Genomic DNA, 25,825 nt, shown 5'->3' with positions numbered 1-25,825 from the left:
CCGCCGCGGCAGCCGCCGCCGCCGCCGCCGCGGTCGCCGCGACGAGCCGCGCGATGCGGTCCGCGATGGACCCCGCGGCGAGCGCGAACCACGCCCCGCCGCCCAGGCCGCCGAGACGGATGAGGATCGCGAGAACCGCCGCCGTCGCCGGGGCCGCCGCGGCGGTCGCCGGATGCGCGACGACGCCCGGCCGACCGACGCCTTCTCGTGGGTGCGCCCCTGGGTGCCCTACGGCGACGATCCGTTCGTCTGGTACGACCCCGCCGAGGACCTGAAGATCGCAGCCCCGTCGAGCGATGCCTCGCCGGCGCCGCGCGCTGAAGCCCGGCCGGCCGAGGCACGGTCCGCCGAGCCTCGGCCCACCCCCGCGCCGGCCTCGACCGGCAGCGGCGACGACATGTGGGTCGAACTGCCCGAGGCCGAGGATAAGCCGAAGCGTCCGCGCCGCGGCCGTGGCCGCGGTCGTGGCCGGGGCGACGACGCCATGGCCGAGGCGGCGCCCGCCGCCGAGGTTGTCGAAGTCGCGCCCCAACCGGTGGATCCCGAGCCGGTGGACCCCGAGCCGGTCGCGCTGGTCGTCGAGCCCGAGCCCGAGCCGGAACCGGTCGCAGCCGAAGCGCCGAAGCCGAAGCGTTCACGCAGTCGAAAGGCCGCGCCGGTAGAGGTAGAAGCCGAAGCGCCGGCGCCGGTCGTCGAGGCTGTCGCCGCCGAGCCCGCGCCCGAACCGGAGCCTGTCGAGCCCAGCGCGCCGGATCCGGCCGAGATCAGCGGTCCTGCCCCTGCCCCGCGCAGAGGCTGGTGGCGACGCGGATAGGGGTTTAGCATCCGGCCGGGTTGGGGGCGTCGAACGTCAGAGATTTGCGCATGAACTCCCCATTCCGGACGGTCTCCCGCCTCGCGCTCACCGCGGTGCTCGCCGCCAGCGTCGTCGTCGCGGCCCCGCCCCCGGCGGCCGCGCAGGGCGGCGAGTCGCTGATCCGCGACACCGAGATCGAGGAGATCCTGCACAAGGACGCCGACCCGATCCTGCGGGCGGCCAACATCGACCCGAAGACCGTCCAGATCGTGCTGATCGGGTCGAAGGAGCTGAACGCCTTCGCCGCGCCACGGGTGATGGGCGTCAACACCGGCCTGATCGTCGAGACCAAGACCCCCAACGAGCTCCAGGGCGTCATGGCCCACGAAACGGGCCACCTGGCCGCCGGCCACTCCGCCCGCTCGGGCGAGATGAACGCCGCCGGCATGAAGCCCTTCCTGCTGACCATGGGGCTGGGCCTGCTGGCCGCGCTGGCGGGGTCGCCCGAGGCCGCCGCGGGCCTGGCCGGCAGCGCCAGCTACTTCGGCACCCTGGGGGCCATCGGCTACAGCCGCGAACAGGAAAGCCGCGCCGACCAGGCCGGCGCGACCCTGCTCGACAAGGCCGGCCTGTCCGGCCGCGGCCTGGCCGACTTCTTCGACAACTTCCGCTACCAGGAGGTGTTCGACGAGGCCCGGCGCTACCAGTACTTCCGCACCCACCCGATCTCGTCCGAGCGGATCGAGGCCCTGCGCGACCGCGTCGCCAAACAGCCCAACTACAACAAGGTCGACGCCCCCGAGGCGCTGGCCGAACACGCCATCATGAAGGCCAAGCTGGACGGCTTCATCAATCCGCAGGTGGCGATCACCAAGTACGACGAGAAGGCCAAGGACTACCCGTCCCGCTACGCCCGGGCGATCGCCTACTACCAGCTCAAGGAGCCGGACAAGGCGCTGAAGCTGATCGACGCCCTGCTAGAGGAACAGCCGAACAATCCCTACCTCTACGAGCTGAAGGGCCAGATCCTGTTCGAGTTCGGCCGCACCGCCGAGGCCGAGGCGCCGCAGCGCCGCTCGGTCGCCCTGAAGCCCGAAGCGCCGCTGCTGCACGTCAATCTCGGCCAGACGCTGATCGCGCTCGACGACAAGAACAAGGTGTTCGAGGGCGTCTCCGAGCTGAAGAAGTCGCTGATCACCGAGGACGACAACGCCGAGGCCTGGCGCCTGCTGGCCGAGGCCTATGACAAGCTGGGCCAGGACGGCCTCGCCCGCCTGGCCACCGCCGAATACAATTTCAACGTCGGCGACATGCGCCAGGCCCGGGTCTTCGCGCTCCGCGCCCGCGAAATGCTTGGCAAGGGCACGCCGGAGTGGCGACGCGCCACCGACATCGTGCTGGTGGCCCAGCCGACCCGCGAGGAGCAGCGCGCGCTCGGCCGCGAGGGATCGCTCGCCGTCAACCTGCGTTGAGCCCCGGACCCACCTGCCCTATCTGGACGCCATGACCCGCCTAATCCCCCTCGCCGTGGCCGCGGCCGTCGCGCTCGCCCTGTCCGGCTGCCAGAAGCCCGCCGAGGACGCCGCCTTCGGGACCAAGGTCCGCGCCTACCTGCTGCAGCACCCCGAGGTGATCGAGGAGGCGGTGGTCAAGCTGCGCCAGAACCAGATGCTGGAACAGGCCAAGGCCGGCGCCTCCGAGGTGGCCAAGTACCGCCGCCAGCTGGAGGCCGATCCGCGCGACCTGGTGATCAACCCGAACGGCCAGTTCACGGTAGTGGAGTTCTTCGACTACCGCTGCGGCTACTGCAAGCTGGTGGCGCCGGACATGGTCAAGCTGATGGCCGACAATCCGGATGTCCGGTTCGTGCTGAAGGAATTCCCGATCTTCGGCGAGGTATCCGACACCGCCGCCCACATGGCGCTGACCCCGCAGGGCAAGACCAGGGGGCTGGTGCTCTACAAGGCCTGGATGGCCGACCGCGGCCTGGACGAGGCAGCCCTGGACCGTCATCTGGCCGAGGCGGGCCTCAATCCGGCCGACGTGCGCAAGGCCGCCGCCGATCCCGCCATCGAGACCCAGCTCACCGACACCCGCGACCTGGCCAAGCGCCTGGGCCTGCAGGGCACGCCGGCCTTCGTGATCGGCGACTACCTGATCCCCGGCGCCGACATCGGCGCGGTGCGCGCCGCCCTGGCGCGGGTGAAGTCCGGCGGCGCGCGGGCCGGATCGTCGACCGCGCCGGCCTCCCCAACGTAAGGTTCCGCCTCTGCTAGATTGGCCGCAGTCTTCATGAGGAACGGCAGATGAGTGAACGGCTCCTGGTGATCGGGGCAGGCATGGCCGGGCTGTGGACCGCCATGGCGCTGGCCGGCGCGGGGCGCGAGATCATGGTTCTGGATCGCGATCCGCCGCCGCCGGAGGGCGGAGCCGAGGTGGCGTTCGCAGATTGGCAGCGGCGGGGTGTCGGCCACATCCGCCACAGCCATGCCTTCCTGGCCCGCCTGCGCACCCTGGTCCGCGACCAGCATCCCCAGCTGCTGGCCGACCTGCAGGCCGCCGGGTGCCGCGAGCTCGGCTTTGAGGGCGGCCTGACCGAGACCCACAAGCAGACCTACAAGCCGGAACCGATCGACGCCGACCTCGCCATCCTGACCAGCCGCCGCACCACCCTTGAGCTGACCATGCGCCGCTACGCCGAGCGGCTGCCCGGCGTCACCATCAAGGGCGAAACCTTCGTCAGGGCGCTGGTGCTGGCCCCCGGCGTCCCGCCCACCGTCAAGGGCGTGGTCCTGGAGGACGGGACCGAGCTGCGGGCCGACCTCGTCGTCGACGCCGCCGGCCGCAACACCCTGACCTTCGAGCAGCTCACCGCCGCGGGCGCGAGCATCCCGGAGAGCTCGGAGCCCTGCGGCGTGATCTACTTCACCCGCCACTATCGGCTGCGCCCCGGCCAGGCCGAGCCACCGCGCGGCAAGGTCGCCGCCACCGGCGACCTGGGCTACCTGAAGTTCGGCGTGTTCCCCGGCGACAACGGCTGTTTCTCGATCACGCTTTGCGCGCCCGAGATCGAGGAGGAGATGCGCAAGGCCATCGTCGATCCCGAGACCTTCGACGCCATCTGCCGCCAACTGCCCGGCGTCGCCCCCTGGATCGAGGCCGAGCGCACAGAGGCCACCACCAGGGTCTTCGGCATGGGCCAGCTGGAGAGCCGCTGGCGAGACTATGCCCCAGGCGGCCACGCCGCGGTGCTGCGCCTGTTCGCGGTCGGCGACGGCGTGGTCAGGACCAACCCGCTGTACGGGCGCGGCTGCTCCTTCGCCGCGGTCAGCGCCCACCTGCTGCGTGACGCGCTGAACGCCAGCGCCGACCCGGCCCAACGCCTCGTCACCTACCGCGCCGCGCTCGAACGCGAGTTGCGCCCCTACTACGACGTCATGAAGGACCTGGATCGCGGCGCGATCCGCCGCGCCCGCGCCGCCCTGCTGCCCCGGGCCAAGCCCAGCGCGCGGGCGAAACTGATGCGCAGCTTCATGGAGGACGGCGTCGTCATCGCCATGCGCGAGGACGTCGACCTGCTCCGCGCCTTCCTGCGCGGCTTCCACATGCTGGAACACCCGCAGGCCTGGCTGAAGCGCCCTGCCAACCTGGCCAGGATCGCCCGCGTCTGGGCCCGCGGCAAGAAACGCAACGCCGACCTCTATCCGCCGAAGGGCGGGCCGGAGCGCGAGCAGATGCTGGCCGCGCTCGGCGTCTCGGCCACCGCCGACGTGGAACGGGTGCGCGCCGAGGCGGCATAAGGCCAGCGCGCTTGACCGCCGCTGCGTCAAGGGCGTTGCCTGCCGCCACACCTTCCGGAGGACGCCCCATGTCTGACTTCAAGCTGCTCATCAACGGCCAGATGGTGGCCGGCGACTCCACCATGTCGGTGTTGAATCCCGCCACCGAGGAACCGGTCGGCGCATGCTCGCGCGCGTCCAAGGCCCAGCTGGACCAGGCCGTCGCCGCCGCCAAGGCCGCCTTCCCCGCCTGGAGCCAGACCAGCATCGAGGACCGCCGCAAGGTGCTGGTCGCCATGGCCGACGCCATCCAGAACAACGTCACCGAGTTGGCCCGCCTGCTGACCCAGGAACAGGGCAAGCCCCTGGCCGACGCCACCGGCGAGGTGTTCGGCGCCTCGGCCTTCTTCCGCTATTTCGCGACCCTGGACCTGCCGGCCCGTGTGGTCTCCAACGACGCCACGTCGCGGGTCGAGGTGCGGCGCAAGCCCCTGGGCGTCGTCGGCGCGATCGTGCCTTGGAACTTCCCGATGATCCTGATGGCCTTTAAGGTCCCTGCGGCCCTGCTGGCCGGCAACACCGTGGTCCTGAAGCCGGCCGCGACCACGCCGCTCTCGACACTGCGGTTCGCCGAGCTGGTCAAGGACCTGGTCCCGCCGGGCGTGCTGAACGTGATCGCCGACGCCAACGACCTGGGCGGCGACATGACCCGGCATCCCGACATCCGCAAGATCAGCTTCACCGGCTCCACCGAGACCGGCAAGAAGGTGATGGCCAGCGCCGCCGACGCGCTGAAGCGCATCTCGCTGGAACTGGGCGGCAACGACGCCCTGATCGTGCTGGACGACGTGGACCCCAAGGAGACCGCGCCCAAGATCTATGGCGCGGCCATGCAGAACGCCGGCCAGGTCTGCATCGCGGCCAAGCGGATCTATGTCCACGAGAGCATGTACGACGCCATGTGCGAGGAGCTGGTGAAGTGCGCCAACGCCGCCGTGGTCGGCGACGGCCTGGAACAGGGCACCCAGATGGGCCCGCTGCAGAACAAGGCCCAGTTCGAGAAGGTGCTGAGCTTCATCGAGAGCGCGCGGCAGGACGGCAAGATCATCGCCGGCGGCGCCCGGCTGGGCGACAAGGGCTACTTCATCCAGCCGACCATCGTGCGCGATATCGCCGAAGGGTCGAAGCTAGTGGACGAGGAGCAGTTCGGCCCGGTGATGCCGGTGATCAAATACTCCGACCCGGCCGACGCCGTGGCCCGCGCCAATGCCTCGATCTACGGCCTGGGCGGTTCGATCTGGGCCAAGGATTCGGAACGCGCCTGGGACCTCGCCGAGGGGATGGAGGCCGGCTCGGTATGGGTCAACAAGCATGCGGACCTGCGCCCGGACCTGCCGTTCGGCGGCGCCAAGTTCTCCGGGATCGGCAGCGAACTGGGCGAAGAGGGCCTGAAGGAGTTCACCCAGGTCCAAGTGCTGAACATGGCGCGGTGACTTTCCTTTCCCTCCCCTTCATGGGGAGGGAAACTGGGGTGTTTGACGAAGCCGGCATACCGCCTATTTGAACTCAGCTTATCATTGGCCGCGCGCAGGCCAGGGGGCGCATTGAGCGAGCAGCGGCAATTCACCGACGCGGAGAAGAAGGTCACGCTGTGGGGCGTGGCGATCGTCTTCCTGCTGTCGGCGCTGGACCAGACGATCGTGTCCACGGCCATGCCGCGGATCATCGCCGAGCTGAACGGCCTGGCGCTCTATTCGTGGGTCACCACCGCCTATCTGCTGAGCTCCACCGTCATGGTGCCGATCTGGGGCAAGCTGGGCGACCTGTTCGGGCGCAAGCCCGTGCTGCTGGCCGGCATCACCATCTTCCTCGCCGGGTCCTGGCTTTCCGGCCTGTCGGGCGAGTTCGGGTCTCTGCCCGTCCTGGGTGGCGGCATGACACAGTTGATCGCCTTCCGCGCCATCCAGGGGATCGGCGGCGGCGCCCTGTTCACCACCGCCTTCGCGATCATCGGCGACCTCTATCCACCGCGTGAACGGGGCCGGATCGGTGGCATGTTCGGGGCTGTCTTCGGCCTCTCCAGCACCATCGGCCCGCTGATCGGCGGCTTCTTCACCGACCACGGCACGGTCCAGTTCGCGGGCCATGCGATCGCCGGCTGGCGCTGGGTGTTCTACATCAACCTGCCGCTGTCGGTGGTCTCGCTGTTCATGATCCTGGTGAAGATGCCCAGGATGTCCCACGCGGCGAAGGGCAAGATCGACTTCATCGGCGCGGGCCTGATCATCGCCACCGCGGCGCCGTTCCTGCTGGCGCTGACGTTCGGCGGCCACCAGCATCCGTGGGGTTCGCCCCTGGTGCTGGGCCTGTTCGGGGGCTCGGCCCTGGGCCTGCTGCTCTATGTGGTGGCGGAACGCTATGCGTCGGACCCGATCCTGCCGCTGGACCTGTTCAGGAACCGGGTGTTCTCCACCGCCAACCTGGCCGCCTTCCTGATCTCGATGTCGTTCATGAGCACCGTGGCCTTCCTGCCGCTGTTCATGCAGCTGGGCCAGGGCCTGAAGGCCACCGTCAGCGGGCTCTCGATGCTGCCTCTGATGGCCGGCCTGATGGGCAGTTCGATCCTGTCCGGCCGCCTAGTCAGCAAGACCGGCATCTACAAGCCCTATATGATCGGCGGCATCATCCTGACCGCGGTGGGCATCGCGCTACTCAGCCGGTTGAGCGCCGGCGCCACGTGGCCCGACCTGGCCTGGCGCATGCTGGTGCTGGGCATCGGCCTGGGCCCCGGCCAGAGCCTGTTCAGCCTGGCGGTGCAGAACGCCATGCCGATCTCGCGCCTCGGCGTGGTGACCAGCTCCAGCCAGTTCTTCCGCCAGATCGGCTCGACGGTCGGCGTGGCCCTGTTCGGGACGATCCTGACCGGCCACCTGAACGCCAGCCTGGGCCGGATCATGCCCGGCGTCGACGTCGGCAAGCTGCAGGGCCTTGGCGCCCAGGCCCACCCGGGCGGGGGCTTCCTGCTGCCGCAGGTCGTGCGCAACATCATCGCGACCGCGATCACCGACACCTTCGCGCTCGGCCTCTGGCTGGTGGCCGCGGCCTTGGTGGTGGTGTTCCTGATCCCGCAGATCCCGCTGCGCGACGCCGCCGCCACGATGGCCGGGGCGAAGCCGCAGCTCGCCGAGGAACCCGCCGAAGTCGCCGCCTAGATCAGCCCCGACAGCGGCGAGGAGGGGTCGGCGTACATCCGCCTGGGCATCCGCCCGGCGAGATAGGCTTCGCGGCCGGCGATGACCGCATGCTTCATGGCCCGCGCCATGCGGATGGGGTCCTTGGCCTCGGCGATCGCGGTGTTCATCAGCACCGCGTCGCAGCCCAGCTCCATGGAGATGACCGCGTCCGACGCCGTGCCGACGCCGGCGTCGACCAGCACCGGGACCTTGGTCTGCTCGAGGATCAGGCCCAGGTTCAGGAGGTTCTGGATGCCGCGGCCGGAGCCGATGGGGGCGGCGGCCGGCATGATCGCCGCAGCCCCGGCCTCCTCCAGCTTCTTGGCGTAGACCGGGTCGTCCGAGCAGTAGACCATCACCGAAAAGCCGTCGGCGATCAGCAGCTTCAGCGCCCGCAGCGTCTCCTCCATGTCAGGCAGCAGGTGCGTGGTGTTGGACAGCACCTCCAGCTTCACCAGGTCCCAGCCGCCGGCCTCGCGCGCTAGCCGCAGGGTGCGCACGGCGTCCTCGCCGGTGAAGCAGCCCGCGGTGTTGGGCAGATAGGTGAACTCGTCGGGCTTCACGAAGTCGCTCAGCATCGGCTGGGCGGGGTCGGAGAGGTTCACCCGGCGCAGCGCCACGGTGACGATCTCGGCCCCGGCTTCCTTCGCCGCGGCGGCGTTCTGGGCGTAATCCTTGTACTTCCCCGTCCCCACGATCAGTCGCGAGCGGAAGGTGCGGCCGGCGACGCTCCAGGTATCCTCGGTTTGGACAGACCCGTCCATTCAGCCGCCTCCCACGAAAGCCACGATCTCGATCCGGTCGCCGTCGGCGAGCGGGGTCCTCTGATAGGCCGACCGGGGCACGATCTCCAGGTTCCGTTCCACCGCCACCTTGCGGGTGTCGAGGCCAAGCGCGGTCACCAGCGCCGCCACGTCGGCGACGTCGAGAAAGGCGCGGGTCTCTCCGTTGATGATCAGCTGCAAGGCGGGCTCCGGTCGGCAAGCTTGTGACCCGAGGCCCCGCCCGTTACAAGACGGCGGAATCGACGGCGGAGCCGAATGCCGAAACCGATCTATGTGCTGAGCGGCCCCAACCTCAATCTGTTGGGGACCCGCGAGCCGGAGATTTACGGACATCAGACCCTGGACGACATCCACCGCCTCTGCGAGGCGCGTGCGACGTCGCTGGGCTTTACGGTCGTGTGCCGGCAGTCCAACCATGAGGGCGTGCTGGTCGACTGGATCCAGGAGGCCCGCTTCGACGCTAGCGCCGTGGTCCTGAACCCGGCCGCCTATGGGCACACCTCGGTGGCCCTGCTGGACGCGCTGAAGATGCTGAGCATCCCCGTGGTGGAATGCCATCTTTCGAACCCCGCCGCACGCGAGAGTTTCCGCAGGAAAACCTATGTGTCGCTGGTCGCCGCCGGCGTCGTATCCGGCTTCGGCGGCGCAAGCTATGAACTGGCCGTCGAGGCCGCCGCGGGCCTTGCCCGCTAGATAAAAGACGAAAGACAAAGGGACATGGCCAATACCCCCAAGGCGCCCGCCGATCCGATCGACTCGCGCCTGGTCCGCAAGCTGGCCGACATCCTCACGGAGACCGGCCTCAGCGAGATCGAGGTCGAGCACAACGGCCTGAAGGTCCGGGTCGCCAAGACCCTGACGGCCGCGCCGACGATGCACTACGCCCCGCCGCCAATGGCCGCGCCGCAAGCTGCGCCCGCCGCCCCGATGGCCGCCGCGCCGTCGACCCCCGCGCGCGCCGCCGGCGATGAGGTGAAGTCGCCGATGGTCGGCACCGTCTACCTGCAGCCCAACCCCGGCTCCCCGGCCTTCGTGAAGGTCGGCGACACGGTCGAGGCCGGCCAGACCCTGTTCATCATCGAAGCCATGAAGACCATGAACCCGATCCCGGCGCCCCGGGCCGGGAAGCTGGTGGAGATCCTGATCGAAGACGCCCAGCCGGTGGAGTTCGGCGAACCGCTCGCCATCATCGAGTAGCGCCATGTTTGACAAGATCCTGATCGCGAACCGCGGCGAGATCGCGCTGCGGGTCCACCGGGCCTGCAAGGAGATGGGCATCTCCACCGTGGCCGTGCACTCCGAAGCCGATAGCAGCGCCATGTGGGTCAGACTGGCCGACGAGTCGGTGTGCATCGGCCCGCCGCCCGCCGCCAAGAGTTACCTGCACATCCCCGCGATCATCGCTGCCTGCGAGATCACCGGCGCCCAGGCCGTGCACCCCGGCTACGGCTTCCTGTCGGAGAACGCCCGCTTCGCCGAGATCGTGAACGCTCACGGCTTCACCTTCATCGGGCCCAAGCCCGAGCACATCCGCATGATGGGCGACAAGATCACCGCCAAGCAGGCGGTGAAGGCGGTCGGCATCCCGGTGGTCCCCGGCTCGGACGGAGCGATCACCACCGAGGAAGAGGCCATCGCGGCCGCCGCGGAGATCGGCTTCCCCGTTCTGATCAAGGCTGCGGCCGGCGGCGGCGGGCGTGGCATGAAGGTGGCCAAAAGCCCCGACGACCTGATCGAGGCCGTCCAGACCGCCCGCGCCGAGGCCAAGGCGGCGTTCGGCGACGACGCGGTCTATATGGAGCGCTACCTCCAGACCCCGCGTCACATCGAGCTGCAGGTGATCGCCGACAGCTTCGGCAATGTCTGCCACCTGGGCGAACGCGACTGCTCGCTGCAGCGCCGCCACCAGAAGGTCCTGGAGGAGGCCCCCTCCCCCGCCATCGACGCCGCCACCCGCGCCCGGATCGGCAAGGTCGTGGTCGATGCAGTCAAGGCCATCGGCTACCTGGGCGTCGGCACCATCGAGTTCCTCTACGAAAACGGCGAGTTCTTCTTCATCGAGATGAACACGCGGCTGCAGGTCGAGCACCCGGTCACCGAGGCGATCACCGGCATCGACCTGGTGCGCGAACAGATCCGCATCGCCGCCGGCCTGCCGCTGTCGTTCACCCAGTCGGAGGTGGTGTTCGAAGGCCACGCCATCGAGTGCCGGGTCAACGCCGAGAACCCCAGGACCTTCGTGCCCTCGCCGGGCCTGGTCACCGACTACCACGCGCCCGGCGGCCTGGGCGTGCGGATGGATAGCGCCCTCTACGCCGGCTATTCGATCCCGCCCTACTACGACAGCCTGATCGGCAAGCTGATCGTCCATGGCCGCGACCGCGAGGAATGCATCGCGCGCCTCAACCGCTGCCTGGGCGAGATCGTGGTCGGCGGCATCGAGACCAACATCCCGCTGTTCCAGGACCTGCTGCAGCAGCCGGATTTCCTGGCCGGGACCTACGACATCCACTGGCTGGAACGCTGGATGGCGAGCCAGGCGGGCTAACCGTTCCCCCGCGGCCGGCCTGCGGCTAGACCTGCGTCATGCCCGCGTTCGACGCCCGCGACCTCCTGGACTGCTATGCCCGCGGCGTGTTCCCGATGGCGGACGCGCGGGAGGACGCCAAGGTCTTCCTGATCGACCCCGAGCGGCGCGGCGTGATCCCGCTGGACGGGTTCCACGTGTCGCGGCGGCTGGCGCGGACCGTGCGCGGCGACCCGTTCGAGGTGCGGGCGGACACCGCCTTCCACCAGGTGGTGCTGGCCTGCGCCGCCTCGGGACCTGGCCGCACCGAGACCTGGATCAACCGGCCGATCGAGCGGCTGTACCTGCGGCTCCACGAGCAGGGCCACGCCCACAGCCTCGAGTGCTGGGAGGACGGCGAGTTGGTGGGCGGGCTTTACGGCGTCTCATTGCGCGGCGCCTTCTTCGGGGAGAGCATGTTCTCGCGCCGCCGCGACGCCTCGAAGGTGGCCCTGGTCCACCTGGTGGCGCGGCTGATCGCCGGCGGCTATCGGCTGCTGGACGCCCAGTTCATGACCGAGCATCTGCGCCAGTTCGGGACCGAGGAGATCGCTCGGGCCGAATACCATCGCCGGCTGAAGGCCGCGCTGCGGATCGAGGGTGACTTCTACGGCGTCTTGGGCGCGGGCGGCGCCGTCACCGCGGGCGAGGGGCTCGGGGCCGGGGCGGCCTTGGGCTCCGGCGCGGGTGGCGCGGCGGCTTTGGCGGGCGGCAGGTCAAGCAGCTTCGGTTCAGCCGGCGGGGGCCTGGCGGCTGGTGGACGCGGGGCGACGGCAGCCACCGGGGTCAGCGGGGCGCTGGCCCTGCAACTGATCACCCAGGCGTCGTAGGTGGCGTGCTGCACCGGGTTCAGCCCGGGCGACGAGGCATACATCCAGCCCTTGAACGCCTGCTTGGGCGGCAGGGTGGCGCGGCCGGGCTGGGCGCGCGGCTGGGAATCGATGGTCAGGTAGGCGACCGAGTCGTCGATGGGCTCGTCCGGGGCGGTGCGCTCGCAGGCGCGGACGGTGAACACCAGGCCCTTCCAGCGGACCGGCGCGCCCACCCTGGCCTCGAACCGCAGGGTCTCGGCGGTGACCTTGTCCAGGGCCTGGAGCACGGCGATGTCGTAGCGGGCCCGGGGCGTGATGGTCTCCACCGGCTTTTCGGTGACCAGGGCCTTGGGCGGCCGCGCGGGGGCGACGTCCTTGGTGTCAGGCGGCGCGGTGGGCGCGGGCGCGGTGACGGCGGCCGGCGGCGCCTCCTCCGCAGCGGCCTTCGGCGTCGGCGCAGTGGGCGCCTCGGCCGGGACCGGGGCGGTCGGCGGCGCGGGCTGGGCGGCGACCACCGTGGTCAGCAGCACGCCCAGGCCCAGGCCGAGACCGGCGCGGCGGAGAAGATGTGGCGGGATGCGGCGGCCCACGGCTATTCGGGGGTCCAGGCCTCGTAGTCGCCGGTCGCGCGCTGGCGGTCGCCGCCCTGGGAGATCGCCCCCTGGGGCCGGCGGGCGTGGATGGTGCCGGTGAGGTTGGGCAGGTGTTCCTTTTCCCAGGGCTTCACCACGAACGGCTCGACGGTCGGCGGCTCCTCGAAGGTGTAGCGCAGCCAGCCGTGCCAGTCGGGCGTGACCTTGGAGGCCTCGGCATAGCCGTTGTAGATCACCCAACGACGCTTGCGGCCACGGTCGTAGCTGTCGCGGTCGTCGCGGGCCTCGTAGTATTTGTTGCCCAGCTCGTCCTGGCCGACGAAACGGCCGCGCCGCGCCACGGTGAAGTGGATGCCGGTCGTGGCGCCGTTCCACCAGGTGAAGATCGTCTTCAGTACGGACAAGGGCGGCTCTTCGGGTCCAGAATTCGGCCGGACTATAGGGGCGCGCCCGGGGAGCGTCCAGCGGCCGTTCCCAAGCAAGATGTTGGGGATGACCGGCATCTGGCATACAACATCTATTGCCTGGGCCGTTCGGCGACGCCTACCCTCGACCCGTCAGGGAGTCGGCGCATGGGCACGGACGGGTCACGCGAACAGGCTGGCGGGCGCGAGGACGCCGGCGGCCGGGTCGGGATCGAAGGCCGGGTGCTGGAGCTGGGCGACCGGCTGGTCGAGGTCGAAGCGCCGGCCCACTTCACCAATGCCCGCGTCGAGGCCTGGATCGACTGGGCCGGCGGCCGCACCGACGTGGCGGCGGCGATCCAGGACTATGCCTATGAGCTTGCCGGCAAGGCCCAGACCAAGGGGCTGACCCAGGACCTGAAGAGCCGCACCCGGTTCCGCGACGCGATCGCCGAGGCGATGCTGTTGGGGACCATCGCGCTGGCCCCGGCCGGCGAGGCCCTGGGGGTGCTGGAGCCCGGCGCGGCGTCGCTGGACCGGCTGACCGCGGCGCACCGCGGGCGCGAGGCGGCGCGCGCGGCGGTCGGCCTGCTGGGCGCGCGATTGCAGGCCGTGATGGACGCCATCGCCCGCTGCGAGGGCGGGCCGGACGCCTGCGCCGACCCCGCGCGCAACACCAGCCTGGCGCGCGCCGCCGAGGCCGCGCGGACGGCGGGCGCGGCCGACGCCACGATCCTGGAGGCCATCGCCCTAGGCCGCGCCGGCGAGACGGCGTGGCCCTGCGCCCCGCCGACCGAGGCGCCGACGACGCCGGTGGTGACCCCGGCCGGCGCGAGCCCGGCCCTGGCCCGGGCCGCCTGGACCACCGGCCGGGTGATCGCCGCGCCGGAAGCCGCCGTGGCGGGGCTCGCCGCGGCAGCCGGGCTGCCCGCGGTCGGCGTGGAACTGCTGGCCTGCTGGCGGGACGCCGCGTTCGACGACGGCGCGTTCAAGGCGGCCGTGCGGTTGGCGGCCCTCGCCCTGGGGGCAGAAGCCGACGGGCCGCTGCTGGTGGCGCCCGGCGGGATCGGCGACTGGCTGGTCGCCCAGGGCTTCGACTACGACAGCGATGAGGCCCGCCAGGCGGCCCGCAACCTGGTGCTGATGGCGCGCGACGCGGTAGACGACCTCGACCTCGACGTCCGCTTCGGCCTGATCGACGACCCGGAACTGGCGCTGCGCCTGGGCTGCCGCCTGGATGGCGCGCCCTGGGCCGGGCCGGTCACCCTGGCCGAAGTCGCCGACGGCGAGACGGCGCGCGTACTGTCCGAGGCCGCGATCCTGGGTCTGGCGGCGCTGGACGCAGACCGTGAGGCGGCGCGGGCGGCGCTGCTTGGCCGGCGCAGCCTCGCCGAGGCTCCGGGCGTCAACACCCGCGCCCTGCTGGCCCGCGGCTTCACCGCCCTGGAGATCGAGGCCGTGCAGGCGGAGCTGCCGTTCGTCCGTAGCCTGCCCCACGCCTTCGCCCCGGCCATCGTTGGCGAGGGCTTCCTGCGCGACGTGCTGGGCGCCACCGCCGGGCAACTCGCCGACCCCGGCCTCGACGTCCTGGCCCTGGCCGGATTCATCCGCGAAGAGGTCGCGGCCGCCGAGGCCCATGTGTTGGGGATCGACAGCCTGGCCGAGGTCGAAGCGCTCGCCCCGGACCAGCGGCGGGTGTTCCGCGGCGCCGCCGAGATCGGCTTCGAGGCCCAGGCGGCCCTGTTGGCCGCCCTGGCGCCGGTGCTCGACGTCCCGCCCGTGCTGGAGGTGGCCCTCGCGTGGGACGCGACGCTGGAGACCGTGCGGGCCATGCTCGATGCCGCCGTCGTTCCGATCCGACCGCGCCGCGCCGGGCCGCCGGCCTCGGCCGTGCTCGACATCCCGCAGGTCGCCGATCTGGCCGTCCGCCCGCCCCCGTCCGCCCCGCCGGAAGAACGGATCGTCGAGCGGATCGTGGAACGCGACCGCACCCGCCGGAAACTGCCGGACCGCCGCAAGGGCTACATCCAGAAGGCGGCGGTCGGCGGCCACAAAGTCTATCTGCACACCGGCGAGTACGACGACGGCGAGCTCGGCGAGATCTTCATCGACATGCACAAGGAAGGCGCCGCCTTCCGCTCGCTGATGAACAACTTCGCCATCGCGATCTCCATCGGCCTGCAATACGGCGTGCCGCTGGACGAGTTCGTGGACGCCTTCGTGTTCACCCGCTTCGAGCCCGCCGGACCGGTCACTGGCAACGACACCGTGAAGTCGGCGACCTCGATCCTCGACTACATCTTCCGCGAGCTGGGGATCAGCTACCTGGGCCGCGACGACCTGGGCAGCACCGAGGACCTGAACGCCGACGGCCTGGGGCGTGGCAAGGCGGACGCTGTCGGCGCGGAGGCCGAGGCGCCGGAACCGCAGCCCGCGTCGCGGTTCATCTCCCGTGGCTTCGCCCGCGGCGCGGCGCCCGACAACCTGGTCTTCCTGCCCAGCGCCAATCGACCGGCAGGCCCGGCGGTGCTGGCCGCCGCCGAGGTCTGCGCGGCCTGCGGCGATATAGCCGTGGTGCGCAAGGGACAGGCCCTGATCTGCGAGACGTGCGGGGCGCGCGCCGGCCGGATTCCCGAGGACCAGGCGGGCTAAGTCCCTCGAAGTTACCGCGATTTAAGTGGCGCCGGGGGACCTCGCGGGCCACATGTGAAGCCTAGAGACAAGGATATGTCGCTTAAGATGCTTCGCCTGCCCCGCCTCCTCGCCGCCACGGCCTCGGTCTTCGCGATCGGGTCGATCGCGGTCGCGGCGCAGGCTGGCGACAAGGAAGTCTCGCGGCAGGTTTCGTTCGGCGGCTCCTGCGTGAAGTGCGAGCTTTCGGGCCGCAACCTGTCGGGCGCGCGGATCATCGGCGCCAACTTCTCCGGCGCCACCATGGTCGGCGCGGTCCTGCGCGACGCCAAGCTGCACGCCTCGGTGTTCGTCGGCGCCGACATGACCAAGGCCGACCTCAGCGACGCCGCCATGACCGGCGCCAACTTCTCCGGCGCCAACCTTACCAGCGCCCGGCTGCGCTCGACCGAGGCCAACGGCGTGGTCTTCGGCTCCGCCAACCTGACCCGCGCCGACCTGTCCGACGCCGAGGCCACCGGGGCGATGTTCGGCCGGGCCATCCTGACCAACGCCATCATGAACTCGGCCACCCTGCGCGGCGTGGTGTTCGAACTGGCCAACCTCGACCATGCCAGCCTGAACGACATCTCGGCGGCCGGCGCCAACTTCACCCGCGCCCACATGAACGGCACGACGCTGAAGTCGGCCGAGCTGCAGGGCGCCAACTTCGGCCGGGTCGACGCCAATGGGGCCAGTTTCCAGGACGCCGACCTGACCGGGGCCATCCTGGCCGGCGGCGACTTCAGCCACGCCTCGTTCCGCTCCGCCGACCTGACGGGCGCCAACCTGACCGGCGCCAGCTTCGACGGCGCGGACTTCCGCGACGCCGACATCGCCCACACCACCCTGGTCGGCGTCGATCTGTCGGGGGCGCGCGGCCTCACCCAGAACCAGGTGGACGAGGCCTGCGCCGACACCCGCACCAAGCTGCCGCGGGGTCTCACCGGCCGCGGCTGCGCCGGCGGCGTGCGCTGGATCATGCATCACGAGCCCATGCAGACGACCATCCGCATGGTGCCGGCCGTGCCCGCGGTCCCCGCGATGGCCGCCACGCCCGCGCCGCCGGCCCTGCCGTCGCCGCGCTACTTCACCTCAATCTATCGCTGAGGCCCCGAGGCGCGTCAGCCCTTGAGCGGCGGCGCCAGGCGGATGTGCAGCTCTTTCAGCTGCTTGTCGGTAACTTCTGAGGGCGCGTTCATCATCAGGTCCTGGCCCTGCTGGTTCAGCGGGAAGGCGATGACCTCGCGGATCGCGGTCTGGCCAGCCAGCAGCATGACGATCCGGTCGATGCCCGGCGCCAGGCCCCCGTGCGGCGGCGCCCCATGGCGGAAGGCGTTCAGCATGCCGCCGAACTGTTCCTCGACCACGCTCTCGTTGTAGCCGGCGATCTCGAACGCCTTGACCATGATCTCGGGCAGATGGTTCCGCACCGCGCCCGAGCACAGCTCATAGCCGTTGCAGACGATGTCGTACTGATACGCCAGGATATCGAGCGGATCCTTGGTGTTCAGGGCCTCCAGCTCGCCCTGCGGCATCGAGAACGGGTTGTGGCTGAAGTCGACGTGGTTGGTCTCCTCGTTCATCTCGAACATCGGGAAGTCGACGATCCATACGAATTCGAACCGGTTTTCGTCGACCAGCTTCAGGTCGGTCCCGACCTTGGTACGGGCCGTGCCGGCGAACTTGGCGAAGGTCTTGGGATCCCCGGCCACGAAGAAGGCGGCGTCGCCTCGCCCCATCCCGATCTGGCCCATGACCGCTTCGGTGCGCTCTGGCCCGACGTTCTTGGCGATCGGGCCGCCCCAGCCGCCCTGATCCTCGCTCCAGAAGATGTAGCCGAGGCCCGGCTGGCCCTCGCCCTGCGCCCAGCTGTTCATGCGGTCGCAGAACGCGCGGCTGCCGCCCTTCGGCGCCGGGATCGCCCAGACCGCGTTCTTCCGGTCCTCGAGGATGCGGGCGAACAGGCCGAAGCCGCCGCCGCGGAAGTGCTCGGAGACGTCCTGCATGACGATCGGGTTGCGCAGGTCGGGCTTGTCGGTGCCGTACCTGGCCATGCACTCGCGGTAGGGGATGCGCGGGAACGGGTACGGCGTCACCGGCTTGCCGTCTGCGAACTCCTCGAAGACATCGTGCATCACGGGCTCGATGGCCGCGAACACGTCCTCCTGGGTGACGAAACTCATCTCGACGTCGAGCTGGTAGAACTCCAGGCTGCGGTCGGCGCGCAGGTCCTCGTCGCGGAAGCAGGGCGCGATCTGGAAATAGCGGTCGAAGCCGGAGACCATCAGCAGCTGCTTGAACTGCTGCGGCGCCTGCGGCAGCGCATAGAACTTCGACGGGTGCAGCCGCGACGGCACCAGGAAGTCGCGCGCGCCCTCGGGCGACGAGGCGGTCAGGATCGGGGTCTGGAACTCCAGGAAGCCCTGGCCGATCATGCGGTTGCGGATCGACTGGATGACCTTGGAGCGCAGCACGATGTTGCCGTGCAGGGTCTCGCGGCGCAGGTCCAGGTGGCGGTTCTTGAGCCGGATGTCTTCCGGATAGTCGGGCTCGCCGAACACCGGCAGCGGCAGTTCCGAGGCCTCTGACAGCACGCCGATCTCGCGCACCCGGATCTCGATCTCGCCGGTGGGCAGGTTAGGGTTATTGGTGTCGTCGGAGCGGGCCACCACCTCGCCGTCCACCCGGATCACGCTCTCGGCGCGCAGGCGCTCGATGACCTTGAAGCCGGGGGTTTCGGGACTGATCACCAGCTGGGTTAGGCCGTAGTGGTCGCGCAGGTCCACGAAGACCAGCCCGCCATGGTCGCGCTTGCGATGGATCCAGCCGGAAAGCCGGACCGTCTGGCCGGTGTCGGCGGCGCGAAGCGCGCCGCAGGTATGGGAGCGGTAGGCGTGCATTTTCTCTGGGGAAAACAGGGGTTTTAAGAGGCGCGGAAGGGCGCATGTAGGGGTGCGAAAGTCAAGGCGCGGTCTGGGTGGGGAGGCCACGACCAAGCTTGGCGTCTGGCCCTGCACTCCCCACCCTGCTCGCCTCCGGCGAGCTGGCCCTCCCCATGAAGGGGAGGGAAAGGGCGACCCTACTTCTCCGGGTGGAGCAGGGCCTGGTAGGTCAGGGTGCGGGCCATGCCGCCGAGGTCGTCGCCGCCCGTGCCGCCCATGCGCTGGATCATGCCCACGAAGATCAGGTCGTTGGTGGGATCGATCCAGAACCAGGTGCCGGCCGCGCCGCCCCAGCTCATCGTCCCGCGCCCTTCCAGGGTGCCTGCGGCGCGAGGGTCCTTGACCACCATGAAGTCGAGGCCAAAGCCGACGGCGTCATTGAAGCGGGCCACGCCGCTGCCGTTCGACGAGACCAACGCCTCCTTGGGGATGACATTGGTGTCCATCAACTCGACCGAGGCCGGCGACAGGATGCGGACGCCGTCCAGCTCGCCCTTGTTGGCGATCATCTGGGCGAAGCGGGCGTAGTCCATGGTGGTGGAGACCAGGCCGCCGCCGCCGGATTCCATGGCGGGCGGGCGCAGGTAGGTGGGTAAGTCGTTGCCGAACAGGGCCCTGGCCTCCTCGATCTTGCCGGTCTCCTTGTTCAGGGCATAGACCTCAGCCAGCCGGCTGGCCTTCGCGGGCGGCGCGTAGAACGCCGTGTCCTTCATCTTCAGCGGCCCGAACACGCGCTGCTGCAGGAAGTCGCCGAACTTCTGGCCGGAGATCTTCTCGACGATATAGCCCTGGATATCGACCGCTGAGGAATACCGCCACGACGTGCCCGGCTGATAGACCAGCGGGATGGTCGCCGTGCGGTCGATCATCTCCTTGAGGCCGTTGGACGCCAGGACCTTCTTCTCGCGGTACAGCTTGTCGACCGGATGCTTGTCCTCCAGGCCATACCCGAAGCCGGCGGTGTGGCTCATGATCTCGCGCATGGTCGGCGGCCGCTTCATGTCCTCCAGGATCGGGACGCCGTTGCCGTCCGTGCCGGTCATCACCTTGAGAGTCTTGAACTCCGGCACGAAGCGGGTGACCGGGTCGTCCAGGCGCCACTTGCCCTCCTCGAACAGGATCATCATCGCCGTGCCGGTGAGCGGCTTGGACATCGAATAAATCCGGAAGATGGTGTCCTCGGTCATCGGCGCGCCGGTGGCCAGGCTCTTCTTCCCGTAGGTCTTGAACTCGACGATCTTGCCGTGGCGGGCCAGCAGCGTGGTCATGCCGGCGACCCGGCCGTCGGCGACCGCACCCTGCATATAAGCGTCCAGCTTGGCCAGCCGGTCGGCGTCGAAGCCCACCGATTCAGGGCTCGCGGCCGGGGATAGCCCCATCGCCGGGGCCATGGCGGCGGCCGGCTTCCTGGCCCCGGCGGCGTGGACGGCGGCGGCCGGCGCGAGCGCCAATGAGACGGCCGTCAGCGCCGCGGCGACGCGGGTGCTGTTGCGAAGCATGATGGATCCCCTCCGAACCTTTGTTGCGCCAAGCTTAGGCTGCGCCGAAGCCGGCGCAAGCGCCGGTGCGTTGCAGGTCGGCAATGCGGCTATGGTGGCGCCAATGAAACAGCTTCTGATCGTCTGGCACTCGCGCACTGGAGCGGCCCAGGCGATGGCGCAGGCGGCTGCGCTGGGCGCGGGCGACGAGGCCGGGGTCGCGGTCCGGCTGGTGAAAGCGGAGAGCGCGGGGCCGGAGGATCTGCTCGCCGCCGACGGCTACATCTTCGCCGCGCCGGAGAACCTGGCGGCTCTATCGGGGGAGATGAAGGCCTTCCTCGACCGCAGCTACTACCCGGTCCTGGAGCGGTTGAACGGGCGGCCCTACGCGGCCCTGATTGCCGCCGGCAGCGACGGGACGGGGGCCGCACGGCAACTGGCCCGCATCGCCACCGGCTGGCGGCTGCGCGCCATCGCCGAGCCGATCGTCGTCTGCACCCACGCCCAGAGCCCCGAGGCGATCCTGGGGCAAAAGCACCTGTCCGACGCCGAGCTGCGCGCCTGCGCCGAGCTGGGCGCGGCCATGGCGGCCGGCCTGGCGATGGGAGTGTTCTGAGCCCTACCCCAGCCGCACCGACACCGGGTCCGGCTGGCCGCCGGCGACCAGGTGGTTGAGCAGCGCCCGCAGGCTGGCGGGGTGCAGGGGCTTGTGGATGATCCTCACGCCGGCGGCGTCGGCCTGGGCCAGGATGTCCGGGCTCATGTCCCCGGTGATCAGGCAGAAGGCGCCCGGGGCGTCCGGTCGCGCCGCCAGCCGGGCGATGACCGCCAGCCCGTCAGCGGGCCCGGCCAGCCGGTAGTCGGTCAGGCAGGCGTCGAAGCGCGCGCCGGCCGCGATCGCCGTCTCCGCGGCCTCCAGACCGGAGGTGAGCTCGACGCTCACGCCCGAGATGCCGTAGAGGCCGCAAAGGGTCAGCGCCGCGGTGATCGGCTGGCCCACATGCATGAAGAAGAACGCGGTGGAGCCCCAGACCAGGCCGGCGGTCAGCATGTAGAGAGTGTTGCGCCGTGCGGCGATCTCCAGCCGGCGGCCGTCGTCGTCGGCCGGGATGCGGCGGTAGAGCCGCACCAGCCACAGGCGCAGGACCTGGGTGGTGACCTGCAATGCCAGCCAGATCAGGATGCTGTTCGGCGGCGAGAACGGCGCGGCGGTCGCCACCATGTAGACCGTCACCACCCCCGCGGCGGCGAAGCTGTTGGGGATCTGCTGGAACAGGGTGCGGATGCACGCGGCGCGCACTGGCTCGATGCGCTGTCCGTCCAAGGTCACGCGATCAGGCCCCGCAACCGCGCCTTCAGGATCGCCTGCACCCGGCCATCCGCCTCCAGGATATGGAAGCGCGCACCGTGCGCGGCGCGATATTCATCCGCCGCTCGATACCCTTGTTGGAATGGCCCTCGGCCAGCAGGCTCAGAACCTCCAGCTGCCGCGCCGTGAGCGTCGCCCCGGCCACCGTCGGCCCGTCCGGCAGGTCGAAGGCGACGCCGCCGGCCAGCACCTGCTCGACCATCGCGATCATCCGTTCCGGCGACCAGGCCTTGGACAGGAACCCCGAGGCGCCGCAGTCGCGGCTGCGCAGGCGGGCCGCCTCGTCCTCGCGGCCGGAGATCATCACCCGGGGCATCAGCGGCGCGCGGGCGGCCTCGAAACCGTCGATGTCGGGCAGCTGGATGTCGATGATCGCCAGGTCGCGCGGGCCGGCCGCAGCCAGCATCTCTAGCGCCTCGGCCGCCGCTCCGGCACTCTCCAGGGTCCAGTGCGGGCGATGGCGCGCCAGCATGGCCGTGAACCCTTCGCGGAACAGGGGATGATCCTCGACCAGAAGCGCCCGCACCATCGCACCACCCCAGCCTCCGCAAGGGCCTGAGCAACCTAGCGGATCATCGGCAGATTCAGCCATAGGCCTAAATAGGCGGCTCACGGTTTCAAGCGGGTGACTCGCCACGACCGTCCGGCCCGGCGTAGGTTCGCCCCATGAGCGCTCCGTTTCAGATCGAGCCGCTGCCCGCGTCCTTCGGCGCGACCGTCACCGGGCTGGCGCTCGCCGGCCTGGACGATGCGGCCTTCGCGGCGCTCTACGCGACCTGGCTGACCCACGGCCTGCTGATCTTTCCCGGCCAGCATCTCAGGCGCGAGGACCAGGTCGCCTTCGCCCGCCGGTTCGGCGCGCTGGAGATCGAGATCACCCCGATCAGCAACGTCCGCGCGGATGGGTCGGTGCGCCACGAGGCGGGCGACGACGTGGTTAAGGTGCTGAAGGGCAATATGGGCTGGCATTGCGACAGCACCTACATGCCGGTCCAGGCCAAGGGCGCGGTGTTCACCGCCCACATCGTGCCGGACGACGGCGGCGAGACCGACTGGGCGGACATGGCGGCCGCCTATGACGCCCTGGCGCCGGCGCTGCGCGAACGGATCGCCGGGCTCTCGGCGCGTCACTCGCTCCGCTACAGCCAAGGCAAGTTGGGCCACACCCATACAGGCGGCAGCCCCTATTCCGGCTATGGCATGAGCGTGGAGGATCCACCGCTGCGGCGGCTGGTGAAGCGGCACCCGGAGACCGGCCGTGCCTGCCTGATGGTCGGCCGGCACGCCTACGGGATTCCCGGCTTGACGCCCGAGGCCTCGGAGGCGCTGCTCGATGAGCTCACCGCCCTCGCCTGCCGGCCGCCGCGGACCTGGCGTCACCGCTGGAGTCCCGGCGACGCCGTCATCTGGGACAACCGCCGGCTGATGCACCGCGCCTGCCCCTGGGACATGACCGTTCCGAGGGTGATGTACCACTCGCGGATCGCCGGCGATCCGGTCAGCGAGTTCGCCGCTACCGGATAGCGTGCAGATTAACCCGCCCCCCTTGGCCGCCGCGGCGAACTGAGCCGCAATTGCACGCCTGAGAAGCGCATCCTAGCGACAGCCAGGCGAGTATGAGGTAAGGAATTGTTTACTCGTTAGGGGGGTTGCGTAGTTGCCCAGTCTGATCAGCGGGCTAGGTGGCGCTGCTGGGTTCGGTGAGGGCAAGCTCGCGCCGGGCAACAGTGTCTCGTCGCTCGCCGTCGACATCACCTCCGTGTTCGGCTCGGGCGGCCTGTCTCTCAACGGCGCGCACTACACGACCCTGTTCGTCAACACGAACGGCAACCTCTCGTTCGGCGGGCCGCAGCCCGTCGTGATCGCGGGCGCACTCCAACAGAACCCCGCCTACCCGATCATCGCGCCGTTCCTGTACGACCTCGACACCAGCGGGCCGCTGGTGACATCGCCGGGCGGGGCGTCGCAAGGCACGAACCGCGTCTACTACGACAGCGACACCCTGCACCACGTGTTCACGGCGACCTGGGATGACGTCGGCTACTCCGGCGCCCACAACACCGCGCCGGCCGCTTTCCAGCTGCAGCTGATCGACGCCGGCCACGGCGATTTCGACATCGCCTTCATCTACGAGTCGATCACCCCGGTGATCGGGCAGCGGCAGATCGATCCGGCCCGCGCCGGATTCGTCCTGGGCCACGCCGCCTCGGGGATGACGAGCGTCACCCTTCCGAGCTCAGGCGACGCCGGCCAGATGGCCGACGTCGACGTCAACCCAGGCAACACCGGCCAGCCGGGCTACTGGCTCTGGCACATCCGCAACGGCGTGGTGGTCAGCGACGTTGCGCCGCCGGTGGTTCCGCCGACTGACCCGCCGGTGGTCCCGCCCGTCGTACCGCCAGTGGTTCCGCCAACCGAACCCCCTGTCGTGCCGCCCGTCGTGCCGCCGGTGGTTCCGCCGACCGGGCCTCCGGTCGTGCCCCCGGTTGTCCCTCCCACCGAGCCTCCGGTGGTCCCACCCGTCATACCGCCGGTGGTTCCGCCGACCGACCCGCCGGTGGTCCCCCCCGTCACCCCACCGGTCACGCCGCCTGTGGTCCCGCCCACGCCCGACCCTGCGGAACCCACCGGGCCGACGCTGCACGGCGTGAGTTTCGCGCTGGAGTCGTCCGGGCTGGTGCGCGAAGGCGACGTGGGGATCACGCCGTTCAGCGTCACGATCGAGCGGTCCGGCGACGACCTCGCCAGCCCGTCGGTGGTGAACTGGGTCATCGAGATCGCCGACCCCACCGATCTGGCGCCCGGCCAGCCGTTGTCCGGCGTCGCCTATTTCGGGCCGGGCGCGACGGCGGTCGTCATCCCGATCGGGATCCAGGGCGACAAGATCTTCGAACCCGACGACGAGTTCGAGTTCAAGCTGACGACGGCGACGCACGGGACCGAGACGGTGAACCTGGGCCTCACCACCTTCGGCATCATCGTCAACGACGACGCGCCGGTGACCTTCGACTTCGCCGGGCCGGTCATGCGGCCGGAGGGCCAGACGGACCTGACGCCCTTCGACTTCGTGGTGATCCGCACCGGCGACCTCACTCAGGCCTCGACGGTGACGTGGGAACTGGCGCCCGGCACGGCCGATACCACCGACTTCGGCCCCGACCAGCCGCTGTCCGGCGTCGTGACCTTCGCCGCCGGCGCCAGCCAGGCGGTGATCCACATCCAGGTGGCCGGCGACGCCAAGCCGGAGCCGGACGAGACCTTCACGGTGAAGCTGACCCAGGCCACGACCGGGACCGCCGTCACGACCCTGGACGCCTCGACCACGGGCACGATCCTGGACGACGACGCCCGCCACGCCCTGCTGATCGGCACGCCGACCACCCTGGTGGCGCTGGAGGGCGACGCCGGGACCACGCCGTTCAGCTTCAACCTGCTCCGCACGGGCGACCTCACCGCCGCGTCGCAGGTCAAGTACGACATCAGCCTGCCGGCCGTCGGCGGGACCAGCGCCGCCGAGATCCAGAGCCCGTTCCACGGCGTGGTGACCTTTGCCGCGGGGTCCGCCGAAGCGACCCTGACGGTGCTGATCGCCGGCGACACGACGCCGGAGGACAACGAGAGCTTCGTGGTCACCCTGGGCGGCGGCGACTTCAATACCCTGACCCTCACCGGCGTCGTCATGAACGACGACCAGGCCGTGGGCGGGCCGGCGGCGGCGACCGCGGCGTCGCTGGGGATCGGCCCGATGGACGGGGACCCGGCCTCCTTCCTGACCCATCTGGTGGGAGGGGGACTTTGGTCCGGCGACGGCGGGCTGTAGCCCCGCGCAACGGCGATCTCTCGATGGGCGGACGGCGGCGCAAGCTGCTCTCGGGCTCCGCTTTTGCGTGCCTGGCGCTGGCGCCCGGCCTGGCGTTCGCCCAGCTGTCCGCAGACCCCTCCGGAACCCGGTTCAGCGCCGGCGGCCAGGCGCCGATCATCGGCCAGACCGGCCGCAGCACGGACATCACCCTGGGTGCGCCGCGCACGGTCATCGCGTGGTCGTCCTTCTCGCTGGGCGCGGACCAGTCGGTGGTCTACCGCTTCCAGGACCGCAGCTGGATCGTCCTCAACCGCATCGCCGGATCGGCGCTGATCGACGGCCAGGTCGAGGCGCTGGTCGGCAGTCAGCGGGGCGCGGGCAACGTCTGGTTCACGGCGCCCGGCGGCGTGATCTTCGGTCCCAACGCCCGGGTGAACGTCGGCGGCCTGCTGGCCACCCCGGCGAGCGCGGCGATCGCCGGGTTCCTCGATCCGACCAATCCGCGCCGGTCACCGAACTGCCGGCCTCGGCGCCTACCGCGCCGGCGACCAGCGCCAGCGGGCCGACGCCAACCTTGACGTCGGCGCCGGCCC

At 70.3% G+C, this 25,825-nt stretch carries 22 protein-coding genes and 2 pseudogenes; 16 read left to right on the top strand and 8 right to left on the bottom strand.

What is annotated here, in order from left to right:
- From Q0R13_RS17430 to Q0R13_RS17405, 6 genes and pseudogenes are all read left to right on the top strand, one after another.
- Positions 1 to 814 (top strand): annotated as a pseudogene (locus tag Q0R13_RS17430) (ribonuclease E/G); the annotation flags it as partial.
- Between the two features lie 50 nt (positions 815 to 864).
- Positions 865 to 2,268 carry a M48 family metalloprotease gene (locus tag Q0R13_RS17425; protein ID WP_293906284.1) on the top strand — a complete coding sequence of 468 codons (1,404 nt, stop codon included), beginning with the start codon at positions 865 to 867 and terminating at the stop codon, positions 2,266 to 2,268.
- 31 nt (positions 2,269 to 2,299) lie between these two features.
- On the top strand, positions 2,300 to 3,055 hold the full coding sequence (locus Q0R13_RS17420) for a DsbA family protein (protein WP_293906282.1): 756 nt from the start codon (positions 2,300 to 2,302) through the stop codon (positions 3,053 to 3,055).
- A gap of 47 nt (positions 3,056 to 3,102) precedes the next feature.
- Positions 3,103 to 4,596 (top strand): FAD-dependent oxidoreductase, encoded by a 1,494-nt coding sequence (locus tag Q0R13_RS17415; RefSeq protein ID WP_293906280.1) that lies wholly within the window; start codon positions 3,103 to 3,105, stop codon positions 4,594 to 4,596.
- Between the two features lie 68 nt (positions 4,597 to 4,664).
- Positions 4,665 to 6,068, top strand: coding sequence for an aldehyde dehydrogenase family protein (locus Q0R13_RS17410; RefSeq protein WP_293906278.1), 1,404 nt, complete (start codon positions 4,665 to 4,667; stop codon positions 6,066 to 6,068).
- A 111-nt stretch (positions 6,069 to 6,179) separates the two neighbouring features.
- Positions 6,180 to 7,787: an MDR family MFS transporter gene (locus Q0R13_RS17405; protein ID WP_293906276.1), complete on the top strand. Its 1,608-nt coding sequence runs from the start codon at positions 6,180 to 6,182 to the stop codon at positions 7,785 to 7,787.
- On the opposite strand, the gene Q0R13_RS17400 is transcribed toward Q0R13_RS17405, so the two are convergent.
- Positions 7,784 to 8,572 carry a thiazole synthase gene (locus tag Q0R13_RS17400; RefSeq protein WP_293906274.1) on the bottom strand — a complete coding sequence of 263 codons (789 nt, stop codon included), beginning with the start codon at positions 8,570 to 8,572 and terminating at the stop codon, positions 7,784 to 7,786. The two genes, Q0R13_RS17405 and Q0R13_RS17400, sit on opposite strands and share 4 nt — an antisense overlap.
- Positions 8,573 to 8,773, bottom strand: coding sequence for a sulfur carrier protein ThiS (gene thiS / locus Q0R13_RS17395; RefSeq protein ID WP_293906272.1), 201 nt, complete (start codon positions 8,771 to 8,773; stop codon positions 8,573 to 8,575).
- Positions 8,774 to 8,848: 75 nt separating this feature from the next.
- Here thiS and aroQ point away from each other — a divergent pair, with 75 nt between their 5' ends.
- The 4 genes and pseudogenes from aroQ to aat all read left to right on the top strand — a co-directional run.
- Positions 8,849 to 9,286, top strand: coding sequence for a type II 3-dehydroquinate dehydratase (aroQ, locus tag Q0R13_RS17390; RefSeq protein ID WP_293906270.1), 438 nt, complete (start codon positions 8,849 to 8,851; stop codon positions 9,284 to 9,286).
- A 24-nt stretch (positions 9,287 to 9,310) separates the two neighbouring features.
- Positions 9,311 to 9,790, top strand: a complete 480-nt coding sequence (gene accB, locus Q0R13_RS17385; RefSeq protein ID WP_293906268.1) for an acetyl-CoA carboxylase biotin carboxyl carrier protein — start codon at positions 9,311 to 9,313, stop codon at positions 9,788 to 9,790.
- A gap of 4 nt (positions 9,791 to 9,794) precedes the next feature.
- Positions 9,795 to 11,141, top strand: coding sequence for an acetyl-CoA carboxylase biotin carboxylase subunit (gene accC, locus Q0R13_RS17380; RefSeq protein ID WP_293906266.1), 1,347 nt, complete (start codon positions 9,795 to 9,797; stop codon positions 11,139 to 11,141).
- A 38-nt stretch (positions 11,142 to 11,179) separates the two neighbouring features.
- Positions 11,180 to 11,776: pseudogene (gene aat / locus Q0R13_RS17375) on the top strand (leucyl/phenylalanyl-tRNA--protein transferase); the annotation flags it as partial.
- Here the strand turns inward: aat and Q0R13_RS17370 are convergent.
- On the bottom strand, positions 11,767 to 12,561 hold the full coding sequence (locus Q0R13_RS17370; RefSeq protein ID WP_293906264.1) for a DUF2155 domain-containing protein: 795 nt from the start codon (positions 12,559 to 12,561) through the stop codon (positions 11,767 to 11,769). The pseudogene aat and the gene Q0R13_RS17370 overlap by 10 nt on opposite strands.
- Before the next feature lie 2 nt (positions 12,562 to 12,563).
- Complete coding sequence (locus Q0R13_RS17365; protein WP_293906262.1) at positions 12,564 to 12,968, bottom strand: NADH:ubiquinone oxidoreductase subunit NDUFA12; 405 nt, start codon at positions 12,966 to 12,968, stop codon at positions 12,564 to 12,566.
- Between the two features lie 168 nt (positions 12,969 to 13,136).
- Between Q0R13_RS17365 and Q0R13_RS17360 the strand changes: the two genes are divergently transcribed.
- Together Q0R13_RS17360 and Q0R13_RS17355 are read left to right on the top strand one after the other, a co-directional pair.
- Positions 13,137 to 15,620: a ribonucleotide reductase gene (locus tag Q0R13_RS17360; RefSeq protein WP_293906260.1), complete on the top strand. Its 2,484-nt coding sequence runs from the start codon at positions 13,137 to 13,139 to the stop codon at positions 15,618 to 15,620.
- 87 nt (positions 15,621 to 15,707) lie between these two features.
- Positions 15,708 to 16,748 carry a pentapeptide repeat-containing protein gene (locus Q0R13_RS17355; protein WP_293906258.1) on the top strand — a complete coding sequence of 347 codons (1,041 nt, stop codon included), beginning with the start codon at positions 15,708 to 15,710 and terminating at the stop codon, positions 16,746 to 16,748.
- A 14-nt stretch (positions 16,749 to 16,762) separates the two neighbouring features.
- On the opposite strand, the gene aspS is transcribed toward Q0R13_RS17355, so the two are convergent.
- Together aspS and Q0R13_RS17345 are read right to left on the bottom strand one after the other, a co-directional pair.
- Entirely contained in the window at positions 16,763 to 18,541 is a 1,779-nt protein-coding gene (aspS, locus tag Q0R13_RS17350; protein ID WP_293906256.1) for an aspartate--tRNA ligase, read from the bottom strand.
- Positions 18,542 to 18,720: 179 nt separating this feature from the next.
- A complete protein-coding gene (locus Q0R13_RS17345) occupies positions 18,721 to 20,082 on the bottom strand; it encodes a serine hydrolase domain-containing protein (protein WP_293906254.1) in 1,362 nt (453 codons plus the stop codon).
- Between the two features lie 103 nt (positions 20,083 to 20,185).
- On the opposite strand from Q0R13_RS17345, the gene Q0R13_RS17340 reads away from it, so the two are divergent.
- Positions 20,186 to 20,677: an NAD(P)H-dependent oxidoreductase gene (locus tag Q0R13_RS17340; RefSeq protein ID WP_293906252.1), complete on the top strand. Its 492-nt coding sequence runs from the start codon at positions 20,186 to 20,188 to the stop codon at positions 20,675 to 20,677.
- 3 nt (positions 20,678 to 20,680) lie between these two features.
- On the opposite strand, the gene Q0R13_RS17335 is transcribed toward Q0R13_RS17340, so the two are convergent.
- Together Q0R13_RS17335 and Q0R13_RS17330 are read right to left on the bottom strand one after the other, a co-directional pair.
- Entirely contained in the window at positions 20,681 to 21,391 is a 711-nt protein-coding gene (locus Q0R13_RS17335; RefSeq protein WP_293906250.1) for a hypothetical protein, read from the bottom strand.
- 25 nt (positions 21,392 to 21,416) lie between these two features.
- The gene (locus Q0R13_RS17330; protein WP_293906248.1) at positions 21,417 to 21,959 is read right to left on the bottom strand and encodes a response regulator transcription factor; all 543 of its coding nucleotides are present in this window, start codon (positions 21,957 to 21,959) and stop codon (positions 21,417 to 21,419) included.
- Between the two features lie 137 nt (positions 21,960 to 22,096).
- On the opposite strand from Q0R13_RS17330, the gene Q0R13_RS17325 reads away from it, so the two are divergent.
- The 3 genes from Q0R13_RS17325 to Q0R13_RS17315 all read left to right on the top strand — a co-directional run bounded on the left by Q0R13_RS17325 (position 22,097) and on the right by Q0R13_RS17315 (position 25,810).
- Positions 22,097 to 22,954 (top strand): TauD/TfdA family dioxygenase, encoded by an 858-nt coding sequence (locus Q0R13_RS17325; protein ID WP_293906246.1) that lies wholly within the window; start codon positions 22,097 to 22,099, stop codon positions 22,952 to 22,954.
- Positions 22,955 to 23,087: 133 nt separating this feature from the next.
- Complete coding sequence (locus Q0R13_RS17320; protein WP_293906244.1) at positions 23,088 to 25,250, top strand: nidogen-like domain-containing protein; 2,163 nt, start codon at positions 23,088 to 23,090, stop codon at positions 25,248 to 25,250.
- Positions 25,251 to 25,273: 23 nt separating this feature from the next.
- A complete protein-coding gene (locus tag Q0R13_RS17315) occupies positions 25,274 to 25,810 on the top strand; it encodes a filamentous hemagglutinin N-terminal domain-containing protein (RefSeq protein ID WP_293906242.1) in 537 nt (178 codons plus the stop codon).
- Positions 25,811 to 25,825 lie beyond the last annotated feature (15 nt).

It is taken from the genome of Phenylobacterium sp. (genome assembly GCF_025351295.1).
In the GTDB taxonomy this organism is placed as follows: domain Bacteria; phylum Pseudomonadota; class Alphaproteobacteria; order Caulobacterales; family Caulobacteraceae; genus Phenylobacterium.
Note: the sequence above shows the minus strand (reverse complement) of the source record. Positions and strands in the feature narration are given on the sequence as shown.